The 17,493-nt window shown below is 63.6% G+C and carries 19 protein-coding genes; 10 read left to right on the plus strand and 9 right to left on the minus strand.

Features of this window, described 5'->3' with window-relative positions; genetic code table 11:
- Nucleotides 1–19 precede the first annotated feature (19 nt).
- The 6 genes from ybaK to D2E24_RS10270 form a co-directional block, all read right to left on the minus strand.
- The gene (ybaK, locus tag D2E24_RS04465; RefSeq protein WP_125968117.1) at nucleotides 20–532 is read right to left on the minus strand and encodes a Cys-tRNA(Pro) deacylase; all 513 of its coding nucleotides are present in this window, start codon (nucleotides 530–532) and stop codon (nucleotides 20–22) included.
- 8 nt (nucleotides 533–540) lie between these two features.
- Entirely contained in the window at nucleotides 541–2,268 is a 1,728-nt protein-coding gene (locus tag D2E24_RS04470; protein ID WP_164521002.1) for an ABC transporter ATP-binding protein, read from the minus strand.
- Nucleotides 2,265–3,047 carry a hypothetical protein gene (locus D2E24_RS04475; protein ID WP_125968119.1) on the minus strand — a complete coding sequence of 261 codons (783 nt, stop codon included), beginning with the start codon at nucleotides 3,045–3,047 and terminating at the stop codon, nucleotides 2,265–2,267. The genes D2E24_RS04470 and D2E24_RS04475 overlap by 4 nt, the downstream gene beginning before the upstream one ends.
- A complete protein-coding gene (locus D2E24_RS04480) occupies nucleotides 3,044–3,583 on the minus strand; it encodes a S24/S26 family peptidase (protein ID WP_206430925.1) in 540 nt (179 codons plus the stop codon). The genes D2E24_RS04475 and D2E24_RS04480 overlap by 4 nt, the downstream gene beginning before the upstream one ends.
- On the minus strand, nucleotides 3,580–3,846 hold the full coding sequence (locus tag D2E24_RS04485; RefSeq protein WP_125968120.1) for a PqqD family protein: 267 nt from the start codon (nucleotides 3,844–3,846) through the stop codon (nucleotides 3,580–3,582). The genes D2E24_RS04480 and D2E24_RS04485 overlap by 4 nt, the downstream gene beginning before the upstream one ends.
- 118 nt (nucleotides 3,847–3,964) lie before the next feature.
- Entirely contained in the window at nucleotides 3,965–4,108 is a 144-nt protein-coding gene (locus D2E24_RS10270; protein ID WP_164521003.1) for a hypothetical protein, read from the minus strand.
- 254 nt (nucleotides 4,109–4,362) lie between these two features.
- On the opposite strand from D2E24_RS10270, the gene D2E24_RS10275 reads away from it, so the two are divergent.
- From D2E24_RS10275 to D2E24_RS04495, 3 genes are all read left to right on the plus strand, one after another.
- Nucleotides 4,363–4,509 (plus strand): hypothetical protein, encoded by a 147-nt coding sequence (locus D2E24_RS10275; RefSeq protein WP_164521004.1) that lies wholly within the window; start codon nucleotides 4,363–4,365, stop codon nucleotides 4,507–4,509.
- Nucleotides 4,510–4,882: 373 nt separating this feature from the next.
- On the plus strand, nucleotides 4,883–7,978 hold the full coding sequence (locus tag D2E24_RS04490) for an AMP-binding protein (protein WP_164521005.1): 3,096 nt from the start codon (nucleotides 4,883–4,885) through the stop codon (nucleotides 7,976–7,978).
- A complete protein-coding gene (locus D2E24_RS04495; protein WP_164521006.1) occupies nucleotides 7,975–8,607 on the plus strand; it encodes a 4'-phosphopantetheinyl transferase family protein in 633 nt (210 codons plus the stop codon). Before D2E24_RS04490 ends, D2E24_RS04495 begins: the two co-directional genes overlap by 4 nt.
- A 232-nt stretch (nucleotides 8,608–8,839) precedes the next feature.
- On the opposite strand, the gene gap is transcribed toward D2E24_RS04495, so the two are convergent.
- On the minus strand, nucleotides 8,840–9,898 hold the full coding sequence (gene gap / locus D2E24_RS04500; protein ID WP_125968123.1) for a type I glyceraldehyde-3-phosphate dehydrogenase: 1,059 nt from the start codon (nucleotides 9,896–9,898) through the stop codon (nucleotides 8,840–8,842).
- Between the two features lie 290 nt (nucleotides 9,899–10,188).
- Here gap and D2E24_RS04505 point away from each other — a divergent pair, with 290 nt between their 5' ends.
- From D2E24_RS04505 to rplT, 4 genes are all read left to right on the plus strand, one after another.
- The gene (locus D2E24_RS04505; RefSeq protein WP_125968145.1) at nucleotides 10,189–10,956 is read left to right on the plus strand and encodes a thiamine diphosphokinase; all 768 of its coding nucleotides are present in this window, start codon (nucleotides 10,189–10,191) and stop codon (nucleotides 10,954–10,956) included.
- A gap of 274 nt (nucleotides 10,957–11,230) precedes the next feature.
- Nucleotides 11,231–11,917 carry a translation initiation factor IF-3 gene (gene infC, locus D2E24_RS04510; RefSeq protein WP_125968124.1) on the plus strand — a complete coding sequence of 229 codons (687 nt, stop codon included), beginning with the start codon at nucleotides 11,231–11,233 and terminating at the stop codon, nucleotides 11,915–11,917.
- An 18-nt stretch (nucleotides 11,918–11,935) separates the two neighbouring features.
- The gene (gene rpmI, locus D2E24_RS04515) at nucleotides 11,936–12,130 is read left to right on the plus strand and encodes a 50S ribosomal protein L35 (protein ID WP_125968125.1); all 195 of its coding nucleotides are present in this window, start codon (nucleotides 11,936–11,938) and stop codon (nucleotides 12,128–12,130) included.
- A gap of 51 nt (nucleotides 12,131–12,181) precedes the next feature.
- On the plus strand, nucleotides 12,182–12,565 hold the full coding sequence (rplT, locus tag D2E24_RS04520; RefSeq protein WP_125968126.1) for a 50S ribosomal protein L20: 384 nt from the start codon (nucleotides 12,182–12,184) through the stop codon (nucleotides 12,563–12,565).
- A gap of 61 nt (nucleotides 12,566–12,626) precedes the next feature.
- Here rplT and D2E24_RS04525 read toward each other — a convergent pair whose 3' ends face one another.
- A complete protein-coding gene (locus D2E24_RS04525; protein WP_125968127.1) occupies nucleotides 12,627–13,010 on the minus strand; it encodes a hypothetical protein in 384 nt (127 codons plus the stop codon).
- A gap of 78 nt (nucleotides 13,011–13,088) precedes the next feature.
- Nucleotides 13,089–14,330, minus strand: a complete 1,242-nt coding sequence (locus D2E24_RS04530; RefSeq protein ID WP_164521007.1) for an amidase domain-containing protein — start codon at nucleotides 14,328–14,330, stop codon at nucleotides 13,089–13,091.
- 104 nt (nucleotides 14,331–14,434) lie between these two features.
- Here D2E24_RS04530 and D2E24_RS04535 point away from each other — a divergent pair, with 104 nt between their 5' ends.
- The 3 genes from D2E24_RS04535 to xerD all read left to right on the plus strand — a co-directional run bounded on the left by D2E24_RS04535 (nucleotide 14,435) and on the right by xerD (nucleotide 17,398).
- Nucleotides 14,435–15,076 (plus strand): response regulator transcription factor, encoded by a 642-nt coding sequence (locus D2E24_RS04535; protein WP_125968129.1) that lies wholly within the window; start codon nucleotides 14,435–14,437, stop codon nucleotides 15,074–15,076.
- A gap of 11 nt (nucleotides 15,077–15,087) precedes the next feature.
- Nucleotides 15,088–16,161: a hypothetical protein gene (locus D2E24_RS04540; RefSeq protein WP_125968130.1), complete on the plus strand. Its 1,074-nt coding sequence runs from the start codon at nucleotides 15,088–15,090 to the stop codon at nucleotides 16,159–16,161.
- Between the two features lie 223 nt (nucleotides 16,162–16,384).
- Nucleotides 16,385–17,398: a site-specific tyrosine recombinase XerD gene (gene xerD / locus D2E24_RS04545; protein ID WP_125968131.1), complete on the plus strand. Its 1,014-nt coding sequence runs from the start codon at nucleotides 16,385–16,387 to the stop codon at nucleotides 17,396–17,398.
- Nucleotides 17,399–17,493 lie beyond the last annotated feature (95 nt).

A 17,493-nucleotide genomic window follows, 5' to 3' on the forward strand; every position in this document is an offset into this window, starting at 1 on the left:
CGGCCCCGCCGACGGTGTTCTACCAGGTGCCGATGGGCGCGGCGACCGCGTCGAGTACGGCGATGAGGTCGGCCGGCGCGATGCCGATCGACAGGCCGCGCTTGCCGCCCGACACGAGGATGCGTTCGAAGCCGAGCGCGCTCTCGTCGAGCACGGTACGATGGCGCGTCTTCTGACCGAACGGCGAGATGCCGCCCACCACATAGCCGGATTCGCGCATCGCGACCTTCGGATCGGCCATCGCCGCCTTCTTCGCGCCCACGGCCGCGGCCAGCGCCTTGAGGTCCATGTGGCCGCTGACCGGCACGACGCCCACGACGCGCGCCGAACCGGTGTCGGCCATCAGCGTCTTGAACACCTGATGCTCGTCGAAGCCGAGCTTGGCGGCCGCCTCCACACCGTAGCCGTCGTCCATGTGGTCGTTCGAATGCTCGTACTCGTACAGTTCGAACGTCACGCCCGCCCGCTCCAGCTGGACGATGGCGGGCGTGCCGCCCTTATTGCTTTTCCCCTGTTTCGATGCATGTCCCATGCGGGCCATCATACGTCGGGGTCGCCCGCGGCGAGTTCGACCGTCCGGTCGCAGTAGTCGAGCGTGGCGCGCCGGTGCGTCACCATCACGACGGTGCGGTCGCGCAGGGCGCGGATGTTGTCGAGCATATGCGTCTCGGTGCGCTCGTCGAGCGCGCTGGTCGCCTCGTCGAACAGGATGACCGGCGCGTCCGCGTACAGGGCGCGCGCCACGGCGATGCGCTGCATCTGCCCCTCCGACAGGCCGCGGCCGCGCTCGCCCAGCATCGTCGCATAGCCGTCGGGCAGCGCCTCGACGAACCCGGTCGCGTCGGCCGCACGGCAGGCGCGGCGCACGCGCTCCATGTCCACGTCCGCATCGTCGTGCGCGAACGCGACGGCCTGCGCGATCGTGCCGCCCATGAGCATGTTGCCCTGCGGCACGTACGCGAACATGCCCTGCGGCAGGTCGCGCACGTCCACGCGCGATTCGACGCCGCCGGACTCGACCGTCGCCGTGACCGTGCCGCGCTCCGGCCGGCATGCGCCGACCATCAGCCGCAGCAGCGTGCTCTTGCCGATGCCCGACTCGCCGGTCAGCGCGATGAACTCGCCCGGACGGATGTCCAGATCGAAGCCGCGCAGCACGGGACGGTCCCCGTACGAGAACCACACATCGTCGAAACGCAGGCCCGTCAGGCGGGGGAGCGGGGCGACGGCGTCCTCGGCGGCCGCGGGGGAGCCGGCGGCGGCCGCGTGGGCATGATCGCGGGAGTCATCGCCGCCGTCGGGCATGAGCGCGATGAGACGCTCGGCGCTGGCGAGCATCGACGCATGCCGCTGCACCATGCCGCCCATCGACGAGAACGGACGCTGGATCTGACCCACGAGCTGCACCACCGCCATCAGCGTGCCGACCGACAGCGTGCCCTGCACGATCCCCCAGCCGCACCACGCGAAGCCGATCAGATAGCCCGCCTGCAGGCCGAACGACATGCCGGTCGACGCCGCGTTCGACACGTTCGACCGGCGGATGCGCGCCCGGCGATGCCCGTCCATCAGCCGCTCGCCCTCACGCTCCATCGTGCGCTGCGCGCCGAACACCTGCACGACGATCAGCGAGGCGAGCGCCTCCTGCATGTACGAGCGGACGCGCCCCTCGGCCTCCTGCACCCGATGGTGGAGCCGTTTGACGAGGCCGCGCATCGCCGTCGACGCGCCCGCCAGGCCGAGGCCGGCGATGAGGAACACGACGGTCAGCATCGGCTGCAGCGCCCACATGACCATGACGACGCCGACGATGCGGATCGCCATCGAGCACGCGTTCGCCGGCAGGGCGACCACGCCGTCCGACACGACCGTCACATCCGACGTGAGCCGGTTCATCAGCTCGCCGGTATGCTTCGACGACACCGTCGCATAGTCGCCGTGCAGCAGCGCGTCGAACACGCGGCCGCGCAGCGCGTTGTCGATCGACGCGCGCGCCCGCTCGTTGAACGCGCGCGTCAACGCGCCCATCGCGATCTGCGCGAGCATGGCCAGCGCGAAAGCGGCGACGACCAGCGTGAACCGGCGCGCGTCGCGGGCCGTGGCCGCGTCGACCGCATGCTTCATGAACAGCGCGTAGCAGACCGCATTCGCCGCCATCAGCGACTGGAGCGCGCACAGCAGCACGACCGGCGTGATCCTGCGGCCCAGCACGGCGGCGATCCACCGGTAGACGGCCATCGTGGAACGGGACGGATCCGCCGCGGTCATCGGACCGCTCCGGCGGACGCATCCGAGGCGGGCGAAGGCCAGGGCCGGCCGGTCATCGCCGTATAGCTGGCGCGCACGGCATCCTCGCTGATGTCGCATGTCAGCCGGTACATGGGCACCGTGGCGAGCAGCCGGTCCGCCAACGCGAGCGTCGCCAGCGCCTGCAGCGGGTCGGACGGCATGTACAGCTGGGCGAGCAGCACCTCCAACGCCTCCGACGCATCCATGCGCACGCACGCATTGACGGTTCCGCGCGTCACGACGGCGATGCCGGCGAGCGGCGCATGCGCGAGCGGCGTCTGCCAACGCTCCTTGCCCGCCCACGGCGTCGCATGCGCGACCGGCACGCCGTCGGCCGGCACGTGCACGATCGGCTTGTCGCCGTTGACGACATGCACCCGATCGCCCAGATGCCGTCGCCACAGGCGGATGTGCGTGCTCTTGCCCGTGCCGCTGGGCGCGGTGAACACGTACGCGGCGCCGTCCGCCTCGATGCACGCGCCGTGCAGGATCGCCCGGTCCAATGCGGGGATGCGTTCGCCGATTGCGCGGAACACGGCCAGCGTCTCCAGATACGCGTCCGACCAGTCGCCCGGATCGCCCATCGCACGCTCCGCATCGACCATCGCCTGCGTGACCCGCACGTCCACATGCGGTGCGATCGCCGGCACGGCGCCGTCCATGTCGATGCGGTACGGGGCGCACATCGCCGCCACCTCGTCGTGCAACGGCGCGACCCGCACCGTCAGCCCGGCCAACGACATCACGAACGGCGTCATCGCAACCTCCTTGACGTTCCGTTCATCCCGGATTCTCCGGCGGTTCCGGCCGCCCCGGTCGTTCCGTTCTTTTCGGCCTTCCCGACAGTCCTCATCAGCAGTCGCTTCACGCGGCCCGCCAGCGCACGCGCCCGGCGTGCGACGCGGCGCATCGGCCACGAGCCGACCCACAGCCGCCAATAGCAGCGATACAGCGGGTCGGCGGGCGATCCGTGGCGCTCGCCCCGATACCATTCCTCCAATCGGCCCAGCACCTGAGCGTCGCTCACCCGCTCGGTCGCCACGCAGTTGTCGCCGCGGATCGCATACCAGCCGTCATGCACGCCGATCACCCGATGCAGCACATACCGGTCGCCCACCCGGTAGAGCGGCACGTCGCCCACGCGCAGGCGCTCGCCATGGGGGAGCGGGCGTATGACGATCACGTCGCGCCCCTCGCGCAGCATCGGGCGCATGCTCACGCCCATCGTGGTCGTCACCAGCATGCCCTCGCGCGCGAGCACATCCGCGAAATCGCGCGGTTCGGCCGCGCTCATACGGTCAGGAATCCGTTGTCGCGCATCTGGGCGACGAATGTGGCGACATCGTGCTCGGCGGTGTCGCGCGTCACGTCGAACGCGTCGACGATGCGCTCGACGATGGCCGTCTCGTCGAGTCCGTCGGTGATGCCCTGCCAGATGACGCGGCCGGCCTCGTTGACTTTGATCATGCCGCGGAACCCCTGCGCGGCCTCGCCGGTGGCGACGATGACGGTCTGCCCGGCGACCTCGCGCATCACAAACCCCTGCTTGATTCGCATGACTGCTCCTTGCCGTGGAAAATTCGGTGTGTCGTGTCCTGCTACAACAGGATACAGAAAGGCGGACGCCACGGAAGGGTGTCCGCCGAGAGGGAACGGGATGCGCCGGGACGGTGCCTCAGCCCAGATCCTCATCGCCGCCGCCCCACTCCGGGGGAACCTCGACCTCGCCGCCGTCGCCGAATCCGCTGGTGCACACGACGTCGGCCGCATCGAACTTCACGACCGTCATCGCGGCGGTCTCATACTCGTGCTGGGGCATGGAATCACCTTTCTTCCTGGGCCTTGCGGCCGCCTTCGGCCGCGTGCCACGCACTTCCGGCCCGTACGCTCCCCATCGTATCGGCGGCGGTGTCCGCCGGGGTGGGTGTGCGGCGTGTCGCAGAGCAATATTCGGATATCCGACGCAGTAGGGGATTCGCGGCGTCCTGATATGATGGGCGTGCCATTGACCTGCGTGGCGACATGCGCGGGTTTCAACGCCGGAACGTGCCGGCCTGTATGGGAAGGACATCGATGACCGTATCCACCATCCGCAAGGAATATGAACCAGCCCGCATGGAGGTCGTGCGCTTCTCCGCCTGCGACGTCGTCTGCACCAGCGGCGGCGATCCGGGCGACAACGACGTCTCCTTCTGCGAGATATCCCCGGAGTCCTGCTGACCGCCTCCGTGGCTCCTCATATACAGATCGGCCCCTTTCCATTGTGGAAGGGGGCCGATTCTTGTTCTACCTGATTCAGTGATGGAATCGTTCGGGATGTTGCGGCATTGCCATGTTTACCGGTCCACATGGAGAACATCCGGAGCTGCCGGTGATGATTCGAATCTATGGTGGTTCCGTTGTTGTATGTGATTCGAGGGGCTGTTGGGAGTCTGGCATAGACGCGCATATCAGATCGGAATTCTTGAATAATCCTTGAGGACTCGATGAATTCCATTGTGGCCGTGGCGGAAAGCGACGTCTCTTGAATCTGCTGAGGGGTGTTGTTGTGATATTCGAGAGCTTATTGCAGTTACGGGATGTCGATCGCGTGGTGATTCTTGACGAAGACCGTGCGCTCACCGGTCGTCAGTTGTGTGCGCTGATCGGCCGGCTGGAACGCCGGTTCATCGAGGCGGGCATCGGTACGGGGGACCGTGTGCCGTGCATCGTGTCGGCGTCGATCGAAAGCGTGGCCGCAATCTACGCGCTCGGCATGATCGGCGCTGCGTACGTGCCCGTATCTCCGCGGGTGCCGCGCGCTCGGCAGGCGTACATCATCGACGACATGCAGGCACGGACGGTGGTCACCGACCGGCCGTATCTGCTGGTCGGCGCTGACGTGCGGTACATACTGCTGCAACACGACGATACCGACGCCGCCGGTGACGGCACTGCCATGGACGAGGAGCCTCAGCCCGTACTCCTGCCGCGTGACGATCAGGACGTAGCCTACTGCATCTACACGTCGGGAAGCACCGGAACTCCCAAGGGCGTGATGGTCTCGTTCGCGAACCTCCAGACGTTCCTGGACACCCTCCAGACCGTCTTCCCGGTGCGGGAGGGGGACCGCTACCTGCTGAGCGGCGACCTGCAGTTCGCCGTCGCCGTGTCGGAACTGTTCGGCTGGATCGAGGGCGGAGGCTCGCTGGTCGTGCTGAACCAAGACGAACAGCGCGACATCCGTCGGCTTCCCGACCGGATCATGCAGGCGCATGCGACGCATGTCGCGGCGTCGCCGGCCGTCGTCGGCACTTGGACCGACCGGCAGATTCGCGACTTTGCCGATGGCGACCTCACATATCTGATGATCGCCGGCGCGGAATTCACGGCCGCACTGGCCCGACATCTGTCCCCGCTGCTGCCGTGCAAGTCCGTGTACAACTGCTACGGGCAGACGGAACACACCCTGTACGCCACCGTCCACCGTGTGACGGGCGAGGACGTCGAACGCGGCGTCGTGCCGATCGGCCGTCCTCTTCCCGGCGTAACGGCCGCATTGGAGTCCGGCGGGGAATCGCCGTACGCCGAGCTGGTGCTGTCGGGCGGTCAGGTGGCGCTCGGCTACCATGGGCTGCCGGAGCGGACGGCACGGTCGTTCCGCATGCTTGACGGCGGTCGTTCCTATGCGACCGGGGATGCGGTCGAGACGGACGCGCGGGGCGAGCTGGTGTATCGCGGGCGCGTCGATTTCCAGATGGAGATCAACGGCATCCGCGTCGAGCCGGGCGAGATCGAGACGGCCGTGCTGGGCGGCGGTGACGTGCAGTCGTGCGTGGTCATGATGGTCGATCATGTGCTGACCTGCTGGTACGTGGCGGCGGGGGAGCCGCCGACGCGGGCGCGGCTCGTCTCCCGGGTGGGTGCGTTGCTGCCGGATTACGAGGTGCCGCAGCGTTGGATTGCGCTGGAGGAGTTCCCGCTGACGGTCAACGGCAAGATCGACCGTGACCGGCTGCTCGAGCTTGCCCGGGAGCGCCGGGCCACCGTGACCGCGGATGGCGGGGATGATGCAGCTCATCCGCTCGTGGAGGCGTTGCGTGCCGGGCTTGGCCTGCCGCCGTTCGATGCACGCGACGACCTGTTCGAGCTGGGCGTGGATTCGCTGCGCGCCGCCCAGGCCGAGTCCATCATCGAACGCCATTACGGGCGGCGCATCCCCAATGGGTTCCTGCGCGCGCATCCGACCGTCCGCGCCATCGAATGGGCCATGGAACAGGCCGACGGGCGGGACGGCGGCGAGTCGGACGGGGAGGCGCGGCTCGTGGCGATGCTGGCACGCTATGGATTCCATGCCACGATCACCGGCGAACAGGGCCGGCGGTGTCTGGATGTCGAGTGCGACGACGTCGACGAGCGGGCGCGCCTGCGCTACACGGTCGCGTCGATGGCCGGCGGCGACGCACTGGCCCGTGTCCAGGCGATTCGTGTGCACGGGCAGGCGCTGTTCGACACGGGCGAGCCGTCCACAGCCGACGTGACGTTCGGGGCGGCGGACCTTGACGCCTCGTACGAGTCGTCGATCTTCCAGAAGGTGTACAGCGCGATCCGCATGGACAGTTTTCTGGACTCCTCGTTCACCATCGACCATGACGCCGACGGCACCCGGACCAGACGTGTCATCGACGCGATGATCGCGCGCATCGAGGCGTTGCGCACGACCCTGCACTGGCGCGACGACGGCACTCTGGCGAGCCTGGTCCATGGGACAGCGCGTGTGGAAGCGCATATCCGCGACCTGACGCTGCTGCCCCCGGATGTGCAGCGGGACGCGATGGAAGGCGACATCGCGCAGGCCCGTCGGGACATGCTGGCCGACTTGTTCGACCATCCGCTGTACCGGGTGCTGGCGTTCCGCACGCGCGCGTGCACCAGCGTGGTGCACGTGGTGTGCCATCATGCGATCGCCGACGGCGCGAGCGTCGACATCCTGCGCCAGCTGGCGCAACGGCTGATCGACGGCGAACCGGTCGATCCGCTGCCGCGCATGCGCGACTATCTGGCGGCGCTGGAACCGGGGTCGGCGGTGGAGGACCTGCTGGCGCATCCCCACACGCGGATGCTGGCCGCACTGCCGGACGAAGCGCGGTGCGTGCGTCCGGGGCGGATCTTCGGCGATGACCCGCACGTGGTGCACGGCGCGGGCGGCCTGGGCAACGAGGCGTGCATGATGGCCGCCGCGGACGAGATCACCGCCCATTACCTGCGTCATGCGGGAACGACGATGGTCCCGTTCCAGATGCTGTTCAACTTCCGTACGGTGGGCGGCCGGCGGTTCGCCGACCTGGTGAACGACTGCCATGAGACGCTGACGTTCGTACGGGACGGGCAGGACGACTCGCTGACGTTCATGAACGCGCTGTACCGTCACCTGACCGGCTTCCACTACCATGACGGGCACAGCACCGGATACGCGATCTACCGGGACTTCCCCGACTTTCCGCCTGCCCGGCAGCGGCTGCGCGACATCTACGAGAGTGCGCCGGTCAACATTGACTACATCGGCGCCATCGCCCCGGAAGAACTGGAATCGCAGATCGAGAAGGTCCGCGAACTGGGGAGGGCGCTGTCGGGCATGAAACGGCAGATGCGGTTCACCGCGTTCTCATGCGGGGACGACCTGATCATCATGCAGGTGAGCGCACGGTGAACGGCGTCATACAAGAGATGACGCGAATACAACACGACGGTTACGGGCGCCCCCATATCGACGGCATCGCAGGCTGCTCGGTATCGCACGCAGACGGGTTCACGGCGCTCGCAGTCAGCCGTCATCCGATCGGCGTGGATATCGAGGTGCTGCGGCCCGTCAATGCGTGGGACCTATGGCCCTACTGTACCGAGCGGGAACGCGGCATGATGCGGGCGGTCGATTCCATGCAGGAGCGCGCCCACGTGGCGCTGACCATGTGGACCCGTAAGGAGGCCGTCCTGAAACTGCTCGGCTGCGGGCTGCGGGTTCCTCCGGAATGCGTGGACGTGAGCGGGCCGCATGTCGACATCACAGCCGCATTGCATGCGATGCGGCATGACGAAGACCTGACGCAGCTTGCCGAGGAGATCTGCCACCGTAGCGTGGAGGTATGTTCCTGGGAATGCCCGGTGTCCACCGATGTCCGGGAAGTCGCAGACGGACCGAAGAGCGTCGGGACAACGGTTCTGCTATCGATTGCCCGGTACGCTGCGTATCCGCAGGAGAAGGCGGATTCCATGCCGGTGAGATTGGTATCGGATGTATCCGAACCTTCCATGATCTGCGGCGCATGGTCCACGGCGTGACGACCGTGGTGGTCACGCATGACATCGGATCGTGGAGGACGGCACGTTCTCCGGGCTTGCCGGCGGCGACGGCCGCTTCGCGCGGCTGCTCGCCGGCCAGCGTGCCAACAGACGATGATCCCGGACCGGCCTGACATACGAATCGGCCCCCTTCCATTGCGGAAGGGGGCCGATTCGTTACCTGACGTGCACGGTCCTACGCGAGTTCACGCGGCGGCTCGTGCGGCCGGACTCACTCGGAGATCTCGGCGAAGTAGGCCAGGGTGCGCACCATGTTGGAGGTGAAGCCGTACTCGTTGTCGTAGAAGGCGACGGTGCGGACCATGGTGGTGCCGTCGACGGTGTTCACGTCGGTCTGGGTCGGGTCGAAGACGCCGCCGTGGGTGTCGCCGATGATGTCGCCGGAGACGATGCCGTCAGCGTTGTAGCCGTAGTACTCGCAGCCTTCGAAGGCGGCCTTGAACGCGTCGTTGATCTCGTCGACGGTGACTTCCTTCTCCAGGACGGTGGTCAGCTCGGTGATGGAGCCGTCCGGGACCTGGACGCGCTGGGCGTGGCCCTGCAGCTTGCCGTTGACCTCCGGCACGACCTTGCCGATCGCCTTGGCGGCGCCGGTGGAGTGCGGGATGGTGTTGACGGCGGCGGCGCGCAGGTCGCGGCCGTTCTTCTTGCCGCGCGGGCCGTCGAGGATCATCTGGGTGCCGGTGTAGGCGTGCACGGTGGTCATGAAGCCGACCTTGATGCCCCAGTTGTCGTTGAGCAGCTTGACCATGGCGGCCATGGAGTTGGTGGTGCAGGAGCCGGCGGACACGATGTTGTCCTCGGCCTTCAGGATGTCGTGGTTCACGCCGAACACGACGGTCGGGGTGGTGGCGTCCTTGGCCGGGGCGGAGATCAGGACCTTCTTGGCGCCGGCGTTCAGGTGGGCCTGGGACTTCTCGGCGGAGGTGTAGAAGCCGGTGCACTCGAGGACGAACTCGACGCCGTCGTTCTTGACCCACGGGATGTTGTTCGCATCCGGCTCGGCGTACACCGGGTACTCCTTGCCGTCGACCACGATGGCGGAGTCGGTCGCGGTGACCTCGACCGGGGTGCCGTCGGCGTGCTTGAAGGTGCCGTGGGTGCTGTCGTACTTGAGCAGGTAGGCCAGGGCCGACGGCGAAGTCAGATCGTTGATGGCGGTGACCTCGATGTCGCCGGCCTCGCCGCCCTTCTGCTGCAGGTCGAAGATGCGGCGGAAGGCGAGACGACCGATGCGGCCGAAACCGTTGATACCAATCTTAACTGTCATGTAATTCTCCCTTGGTGGGGTGACCCGCACGCGCGAGCGCACGGTTGGGCCATGTTTTGCCAACATGCCCACTCTAGCGCGCCTTGGGTACTTAGGGCAACGAACGGCACGCGTGTTTCCCGCTGGGCGGACGGCGTGCGGTGAGCGCTCACACGCCGTCGCCGCCCGTGCGGTTATCACCGCCCGCGCGTACCGTGAAGGCCATGAGCGAAGCGATGGACGACACGCATGCGATGCACACGATTCATACGGCGGACTCCGGCGACAACGCCGGCGGTCCGGAGGACGGCATGACGCGGGGGATCGCGGCGGCCGCGCAGGCCGCGCAGGCCGCGCCGCCGCGCCCGTGCGTCGTGTTCGCGGCCGGCGAATACTACGACGATGTGCCCGACGTCCCGGCCGGCGCGTTCGTCGTCGCCGCCGACGGCGGACTCGACCACGCCCGCGCGCTGGGCGTCGCCGCCGACGTCGTGGTCGGCGACTTCGACTCGATCGCCGACGCGCGCCCGCAGGCGGGGGAGCGCACCGTGATGCTGCCGCCGGAGAAGGACGACCCCGACCTGCTGTCCGCGCTCAAGATCGGCTGGGCCGCCGGATGCCGCGAATTCCACATCTACGGCGCGCTCGGCGGCCGCATCGACCATACGATCTCCGCGATCGCGCTGACCGCGCGGCTCGCCCGCCGCGGCGGCGTCGGCTACCTGCACGGCGACGGCACGATCGTCACCGCCGTCTGCGACGGGGCGCTCGCGTTCGACGCGTTCGACGCGAAGCCGGGGCGCATGGTGTCGGTGTTCTCCCATTCGGACGTGTCGCGCGGCGTCGACGAGCCGGGACTCAAGTACGAGCTGCGCGACGGCACGCTGCATGCCGACGCGGTGCAGGGCGTGAGCAACGAGTTCCGCCCCGGCGTCGCCTCGGCCGTGTCGGTGCGCGAGGGCACGCTCGTCGTCACGTTCCCCGCCGAGGCGCCCCGGCCGCGCGTGACGCACCGGCATGCGTTCCACGGCGACCTGGGGCCGCTCGACACGGCCGTCTCGGCGCTGCTCGTGCGCTGAGCGGCGCCGCGACACGCCGGGTCGCCCCCTGTGCTATTCTTGCCAAGGCTTGAGAAATCAAGAAAGCGGGGCAACCCCACCTGGAAGCCTTTCATGGCCTCGGGTTCAAGGCACAGTCCTTACGCGCCGGCGATTGCCGGAGGAGCGTGCGTCCGCCGGCTCGGAAGCCGGGACGGGATGCGAACGGAATGACGATGCGCCGGAGCGCGCATGTCGTGTCGTGCCATGAATCCGGCTTCATGAATAGCGTCCAGGCGGGGCCGCCTAGAGGAACATGAGGATTGGAGTCATCATCAGCGACGAACCACGTATTAACGACGAGATTCGCGTCTCCCAGGTGCGTCTGATCGGCCCGAACGGCGAGCAGGTGGGAGTCATCGCGACTTCCGTCGCACTGAACCTGGCCAAGGAAGCGAACCTCGATCTCGTCGAGGTGGCGCCCAACGCGAAGCCTCCGGTCGCCAAGCTCATCGACTACGGCAAATTCAAGTACAACGAGAAGATCAAGGCCCGCGAGGCCCGTCGCAACCAGAGCACGGCGGAGATCAAGGAGATCCGCTTCCGCCTGAAGATCGACGACCACGACTTCGAGGTCAAGAAGGGCCACGTCACCCGCTTCCTGAACGGCGGCGACAAGGTCAAGGTCACGATCATGCTGCGCGGCCGCGAGCAGTCCCGCCCGATCGGCGGCGTGGAGCTGCTCCAGCGTCTGGCCGACGACGTGCAGGAGTACGGCAACATCGAGTCCGCTCCCAAGCAGGAGGGCCGCAACATCATCATGACGTTGGCGCCCAAGGGCAAGAAGGTGCACACGCAGTCGGAGCAGCGCCGCCGCGGCGACCAGTCCCGCGCCGAGCGCCAGGCCCGCCAGGCCGCCCGTCTGGCCGCCAAGCAGGAGGCCCAGGCCCAGGCCGCGGCCGAGGCGAAGGCGACCGTCAACCAGACTTCCGAAACGAAGTAACCCAAAAGGAGGGCAGCAATGCCGAAGATGAAAACCAATTCCGCCGCGTCCAAGCGCGTCCGCGTCACCGGCAAGGGCAAGCTCATGCACGCCGGCAGCGCCATGCGCCACAACCTGGAGCACAAGTCCGCCCGTCAGCGTCGCGCTCTGAAGGCCGACGGCGTGATCGCCCAGCCGCAGACCAAGAAGATGAAGCAGCTGCTGGGCCTCTGATCGCCCTGAAGCCGACCGATAGACGTCAACAGAAAGTTTGAGGAATAAGATATGGCACGTGTCAAGCGCGCAGTGAACGCCCACAAGAAGCGTCGCGTCGTTCTCGAGAGGGCTTCGGGCTACCGCGGCCAGCGCTCCCGCCTGTACCGCAAGGCCAAGGAGCAGCTGCTCCACTCCTTTACCTACAACTTCCGCGACCGTAAGGCTCGCAAGGGCGACTTCCGCAAGCTGTGGATCCAGCGCATCAACGCCGCCGTCCGCGCCGAGGGCATGACCTACAACCGCTTCATGCAGGGCCTGAAGCTGGCCGGCATCGAGCTGGACCGCCGCGCCCTGGCCGAGCTGGCCGTCTCCGACGCCGAGACCTTCAAGGCGATCGTCGAGGCCGCCAAGGCCGCCCTGCCGGCGGACGTGAACGCTCCGGTCGAGGCCTGAGCCCGCGTCGCGTCATAGCGAACACCACGAAGGGACCCCGTCCGCAAGGCGGGGTCCCTTTTTATGAATGATGCCGTATCTGAAGGATGGTGCGGACCGTAATTGTCAACGCTGCCGATAGGAGCAGTATCGCGATGGCAAAGGAGATGCGGCTGTTCGCGGTGCACTTCGCTACGATCTCGGGAAACTCGCTGCCGATGAGAAGGGAGCTGACGCTCCCGTCGAGATCCTCATAAGGGGATGCCTGACAGCGCAGGATGATGGCGTACGGCGTGCCGATGACCAGCATCCAGTACGAAAGCGCAGCGCAGAACGCAGCTCCAGCATATCGTACTCTGGTATACCAACCGTGGTTTATCCAGGGAATAATGACACAAATGGCGCAGATGACAGTAACGGCTGCTGTGATATACAGAATGATATCTTTCCCCATGTCGATTCTCAAAAGGCTCAGTATGAATATACCTGTATCGGAGTCGTACTTCGGCTGAATCCAGTCGAAGTACGACTCCGATTATATCCACTAGACGTATTCCATCTTCGTATAGTCAGGTCCGAGTCCTTTCCATGTAACATGATCATGTTGCTTCTCCGCGCGTCGCTGCTGCACGGAGAACGGCACCATATTTCGATTAGGCGTTTTCTGCGAAATGAGTGGCATGGGAGAATAGGAGCCGTCGGAATTTTGAATAACGATGGTATCGTTTACCAGCATGAGATGATCCAGTTGCGGATCGGCATCCCACTCTGCATAGATGAGGCCCGCTTGCGGAGGCATATACATGTCGTTGTATTTCTGGGAGTAAGGAGTGTACTTGCTGAGGTGCTGGTAGTTGGAATCGGCGTTACTCCAGCTCCACGATGAATCGTACCCATCGATTGGAATCATCCCAGAAAGATTCCACGTCCAAATTTCAGGGTTTTGGCGATCCAACCACGAACCTCCCACTAGAGGAAGACCGGCGGCATAGAGTGCTTGCGATCCAAAATTAGTGCAATTGTTAGTGAAATAGGGGAAGTCAGGATTGAAGTCCTCTTTCTCATCGCCATCATATGGTTTACTGGTCCACGTATTGAGATAATGCACAAAAGTGCTGTAGTTCATGGTGAGTTTAGAAGTTTTGGAGGTGGGATCAGTATTGTTTGTCTTATCCGTGATGAATGACGTCGATGCCTGCTCATATGTCGAATATCTCGGTATGTCATTCAAAACATTTGTCATACTATAAGCGGTATGGCCGTCATCAAGAATATTGCCGCTTTCCGGATCGATGATGAGGTCCTGGGCGATAGTGATATCATTGGATTGACGAGTAAACGGATTGACGTCGAATGTGATTTTATGCAGGTCGCTGAACACGGATGTTATCTGATTCGCGGCCTCGTAGGATTCGTATGGATTCGCGGAAAGGCTCCAGATGACAGTGGTGTTGATGCTGGCCGTCACCGAGATGTTGTTATTTTCTAAGTCTGTATCGGATATATACTCGGCTGTAGCCTCCGCATTGAGAACATGAATGCCTGAATCAATAAAATCGGCAATCAATTGTGATGCTTGGGGGACTTCCCTTGTCGGAGTTTCTTCATCCAGCGAAGATGATTCGGACAACGTCATGCTATATTCCTCGTTGGTTAGTCGGACGTACGTTGCAAGATACTTCTGGTAGTCCGGAGCAATATTCTGGGCTGATGCTGGCAGTGAAGAGACCATTACCGGACTGATCAGACATATGACTGATGCAATACGTAGCAGACGTTTGCGCATGGGTGTATCCTTTCTTGATGATGATTGGCTCGTAAGCCGTTGCATAATGATTGTCGCGGAGCCAACCCTTCGATTAAAGGCGATGCCGTGCAAGGGAGGGCAGAATGGTGGTTGTCAAGGATGCAAAAATACGAGTGGGGGTCCTAGATAATGATGAACTCGCTCTGGCGTCGATGAGGAGGCTCTCATCTCACTGGTCACGTTGCAGATTGATCTGGACGACGCGAAGTGCCGCTGAGACCATTCGGGCGTGTATGGTCGAGGCGACTCGTCCAGACGTTCTTCTTCTCGATATGTCGCTGTCCGGGGTGACGGGGACGGATGTATGTAAACAGGTCGGAATCTGGACTGACAGGGTACGGTGTATAGGAATGACGGCCTATGACCCCGAACGCTACCGTGACGAGGCAGGTGATGTGGGCCTGACGATAATTGTGAGGAAAGAACGTTATACCGATATTGAAGACGCCATACTCTTTTCGACGATCATAAACGTTCATCCGGGGAAAGATGGTCGGCAACAGAATCTTTATGAGGAAACCGAGGCCGAGTCCAAGGCGCTGTCAGAGAGGGAACTGCAGATTATCGATTATTATTCAAAAGGAATGTCGACTCAGGAAATCATGGAAAGGACCGGTTTCTCAAAAGGGACGGTGCGGTCATATGAAAAAAGGGCACTGAATAAGCTTGGTGTCAGGAACCGGACAGAGGCTGCGGCTTATTGCGTGCGGAAGAATTTGATATGAGCAGATGTTCCATGAATGTTGATATATGGCGGAGTCTGGGAATTGCTTCACTACTCGTCAATGTATTGGAAATTGCCGGTGTTTTATTGACACATAAATATGGTTTTGTGACGGTTCTTCCATCCATACTGGTACTGGCATCCTTTGCTGTGACCTTCAGTGTTTTCCATCTTGGATGCTGGGTGAGTGTTGCCGTCTTTTCGGTAGTTACATGGATGCCGGTTGTTCTTGACGGTTCATGCGTTATACTGGCGCTTCTCGTTACGGCGGCTCTCTCTTGGACATGTGCTAGGGAGGGATATGCTGCGGCTTTGCTATGTTCATTGTCTCTGATGGGCTCTGCTTGGTTTTCCCCTCAAGGGATTACGATTGTCGGCGCGCTCAATGCTTTGGGATTGTTTTTCGCATCTGCGGCCTTTGGCTGTGTGATGTCGTCACTATCGCGCAGCCAAAGTTATGTCAGGAAGAACGATGATGGTGGCGCAAATGAAAAGATAGTATGGTATCTCCATAATAGGATATGCGCTGATTTGGTGGGACTGCTTTCAAAAGACGTTTCGCATGATCTTGACGAGGATACTGCCCGTGTGATTGAAGGAGTATTAGAGAAAACTCGAGATGTGATTTCCTGTATCACTACGGGAACTGGTTGCGATGAGTATCCGAGAAGAGATGAAGATGACTTGTCCGTTTTGAAGAACCATCTCCAAGAAATCGATTTGCACATGGCAGATTTACGATATGAGGGAAGTGCTTTCTTTGAAGATTGTCGGGATTCCGGATTTAAGCAGGTTCCTGATAACAACAACATGAATCTTGCGATAAATATTGTAGATGAACTTGCCTTGAACATCGTGAAGTATGGAAGCAGAAAGGGTTATTGTATCGCCGTTACTCTGTATGATGGATGTATGAAAATAGCATCTGTGAATATCGTCAATCAGACGCCACTTGGTCTGCCATCAGGGAAACAAGGGCTTGTCCTCATCGAAAAGAAAGTTATATCCATGGGAGGGACGATGAAGGTGCATCGTGAGGATATGATGTGGATTTTTGACATCACCATTCCGTACGGGCGAAGCTAATCGCACCAAGGAAACCATAGTAATCCGCACTCCACATACTGAACACCTCTCGATTCGAACGTAGCATTCGTACGGCAGCACAGACATAAGGATAGGCAGATAGAAATCGCAACCGACAACGATACCAATCGAACAGATACATGCATACGCATACAATCCTGCTGAACGGTTGAATAGTCAACCATCTGCCGTGCCTTGGACGGCAGACCGATACAATGCGCATATGATCGAAAGGGAATTGACCGCGCTCAGGGAGCGCTTCGTCACCTACATCGACGTGGAGCGCGGCCTGGCGAAGGCGACGGTGGCCGCCTACGCGTCCGACGTCGACCGCTACATCGCATGGCTGGCCGGCCGCGGCGTCACCGAGGCGCGCGCCATCCGCCGGCAGGACGTCGAGGACTACGTCGCCGCGCTCGATGCGGCGGGGGAGGGGGCGCGCAGCCGGGCGCGCCGGCTCTCCAGCATCCGCATGTTCCACCGGTTCGCCCGCTCCGAGCACGCGGTCGACGCCGACGTGACCGCCTCGGTGCGCTCCCCGAAAAGCCCCTCCACGCTGCCGGACGTGCTCACCGTGGACGAGGTGACGCGCCTGCTGGACTCGGTGCCCGAACCCTCCGCCCCCGCTGGCGACGCCGACCCGGACCGGGCCATGCTCGAGAACGCGGTGCTGCTGCGCGACCGCGCCCTGCTCGAATTCCTGTACGCGACCGGATGCCGCGTCTCCGAAGGCGTGGGCGAGAACCTCGACGACCTCGACCTCGACTCCCGGCTGGCCCGCCTGACCGGCAAGGGGTCCAAGCAGCGGCTCGTTCCGGTGGGCGGCCTCGCCTGCAACGCGGTGCGCCGCTACCTGAACGAGGCGCGCCCCGTGCTGGAGGCGCGGGCGTCGGACGGCCGTCCGGAACGCCGCGCCCTGTTCCTCAACCGGCGCGGACGGCGGCTGTCGCGCCAGTCCGTGTGGGAGATCATCCGGCTCGCCGCCGACCGCGCGCACATCGAGCGGCCGCTGCACCCGCACACGCTGCGCCACTCGTACGCCACGCACCTGCTGCAGGGCGGCGCCGACGTGCGCACCGTGCAGGAGCTGCTCGGTCACGCCTCGGTGACCACCACGCAGATCTACACGCACGTCACCCCGCAGGCGCTGATCGAGACGTACATGACGGCCCACCCGCGCGCCCGCCGGAAGCAGGCATGTCGCACCGAGGTGCCTCATTTGAAAATGAGCGCGTAATCCGGAGTGGTGCCTCACCTGTGGTGAGCGTGAAATCCTAGTCCGCGTCGGCTTGTGGGGTTTCGTCGTCTTCCGGTTCGACGCCCGCGATCCGG

The sequence above is a fragment of the Bifidobacterium samirii genome (assembly GCF_003952945.1).
Classification (GTDB): Bacteria; Actinomycetota; Actinomycetes; order Actinomycetales; family Bifidobacteriaceae; genus Bifidobacterium; species Bifidobacterium samirii.